Below are 2161 nucleotides of genomic sequence, written 5' to 3'. Positions count from 1 at the left end.
GGTAGGGGTTTTGTTTTGCCCGCAGGAAAGTCTGACTTGCAGGGTTTCTATGCAACCGCTCGGGGCATGGCTATCATGCGGGCCTCATTGTGAGGCGAGACTTGCATGTTGACGTTGTTAAAGCTTCTTAAGGATGGCCGATTCCATTCGGGACAGGCCCTGGGTGTTGCCTTGGGCGTCAGTCGTAGCGCTGTATGGAAGCAGCTTCAACATTTGGAGGCTGAACTCGGTTTGTCCATTCATAAAGTGCGCGGTCGCGGCTATCAACTATCTGCACCATTGACGTTGCTTGATCCTGTCGAGATATGCGCGCGTGCGCCTTCCTGCGAGTGGCCCATTCTAGTCTTCGACTCAATTGACTCTACCAACGCTGAAGCCTTGCGCGCTATCGAGCGTGGCCAGGCCGCGCCATTTTTGGTGCTCGCTGAGCGGCAGACGGCCGGTCGCGGACGGCGTGGACGCAAGTGGGTGAGCCCGTTCGCAGAAAACATCTATTACAGCCTGGTGTTGCGCATTGAGGGTGGAATGCGGCAGCTGGAAGGATTGAGTCTTGTTGTCGGGCTTGCCGTAATGCAGGCTTTGCGAGAGCTTGGTGTCTCAGGAGTGGGGTTGAAGTGGCCCAATGATGTTCTGGTCGGTCAGAAAAAAATTGCTGGAATATTGCTTGAGCTAGTGGGAGATCCTGCGGATGTGTGCCACGTAGTGATTGGTGTCGGAATCAATGTGAACATGCAGATGACCGACGAGGTTGACCAGCAGTGGACATCCTTGCGGCTCGAATCCGGTAGGACGATTGATCGCAATCATCTGGTTGCGGCGTTGGGGTTGATGCTTCAGGCCTACTTGAGTCGCCATCAGACCGGCGGATTTCCAGCGATCCAGGCAGAGTGGGAGCAAAATCATCTATGGCAGGGGCGGGCGGTGTCGTTGATTGCCGGTGTTAACCAGATAGATGGGGAGGTCCTGGGGATTGATAGTCAGGGTGCCTTGCGTTTGAAGGTGAATGGTGTGGAAAAAGTCTTTAGCGGTGGTGAGCTCAGCCTGAGGTTGCGTGATGATTCTTGAGCTCGATTGCGGAAACAGTTTCATCAAGTGGCGTGTGCTTGACGCGGATGTGCGACGGGTGGTGGGTGAGGGTGTCGTTGATTCGGATCTCGCACTGCTGGAGAGCTTGAAGGGGCTTAGAGGGCTCACTCTCAAGCATTGTCGGTTGGTCAGCGTCAGGACCTCCGAGGAAACCGGCGCATTGATCGCTCTGCTGACAGAGGCTTTCGGCGTGTCCGTGGTATGCGCGGCGCCGGCTCGCGAAATGTCCGGGGTTCGTAATGGCTATGAGGAGTTCGAGCGCCTAGGGCTTGATCGCTGGCTTGCGATGCTCGGGGGATTTCATCTGGCTTCAGGTGCTTGTCTGGTGCTCGACTTTGGTACTGCTGTTACCGCTGATCTTGTCGCTAGGGATGGTGAGCATCTCGGGGGGTTTATCTGTCCTGGAATGCCATTGATGCGTAACCAGTTGCGTACTCATACCCGTAGAATTCGCTATGGAGATCTTGCTGCCGAGCGCGCTTTGGAAAGTCTTGTTCCTGGACGTACAACCGTAGAGGCAGTGGAGCGAGGTTGCTTGCTGATGTTGAGAGGCTTTGTCCTGACTCAGCTAGAGTTGGCGCGCAGCTACTGGGGGGAAGATTTCGCTGTGTTCCTCACTGGGGGGGATGCTGATCTGGTCTCCGAGATTGTGCCTGGGGCCAGGGTGGTTCCAGACCTGGTATTTGTAGGTTTGGCTATGGCGTGTCCCTTGTCTTGAGGTTTTTATGCGTTGGTTGTTCCTGCTGCTGCTTGTTCTCAATGTGTTCTATTACGTCTGGCACCAACAGGAGGCCCCTCTTCGTGCGAAGGATGTAACCCCCTTGAGTTTGTATCGGGGTGCACAGCAGGATATTCGTTTGTTGAGCGAAGCGACTGATACGGCCCGAGACAAGGGAAAATCCACACAGGCGGACAGTGGTTGTCTCTATCTAGGTGGTTCTGCCCGGCAGGAAGTCGCTCAGGCAATCGAGCGTCGATTGAGTGGCATGGATATCAAATTTCAGTCCTTGCCGAAGGATCTCCCTGAATATGCGGGTTACTGGGTGCAAGTATCGCCGGAAAGCCGGCGTTTGCT

At 55.1% G+C, this 2161-nt stretch carries 3 protein-coding genes; all 3 read left to right on the top strand.

Going from position 1 to position 2161, the window contains the following annotated elements; all coding sequences use genetic code 11:
• The first annotated feature begins 105 nt into the window (after positions 1-105).
• Positions 106-1065, top strand: a complete 960-nt coding sequence (gene birA, locus HCU66_RS26870) for a bifunctional biotin--[acetyl-CoA-carboxylase] ligase/biotin operon repressor BirA (RefSeq protein ID WP_205891376.1) — start codon at positions 106-108, stop codon at positions 1063-1065.
• Positions 1055-1804 carry a pantothenate kinase gene (locus HCU66_RS26865; protein ID WP_205891375.1) on the top strand — a complete coding sequence of 250 codons (750 nt, stop codon included), beginning with the start codon at positions 1055-1057 and terminating at the stop codon, positions 1802-1804. Before birA ends, HCU66_RS26865 begins: the two co-directional genes overlap by 11 nt.
• Positions 1805-1811: 7 nt before the next feature.
• A partial coding sequence (locus HCU66_RS26860) for a hypothetical protein (RefSeq protein ID WP_205891374.1) occupies positions 1812-2161 on the top strand: 350 nt, incomplete at its 3' end.

This window comes from Pseudomonas frederiksbergensis, assembly GCF_017114915.1.
GTDB classification, from domain to species: domain Bacteria; phylum Pseudomonadota; class Gammaproteobacteria; order Pseudomonadales; family Pseudomonadaceae; genus Aquipseudomonas; species Aquipseudomonas frederiksbergensis_I.
Note: the sequence above shows the minus strand (reverse complement) of the source record. Positions and strands in the feature narration are given on the sequence as shown.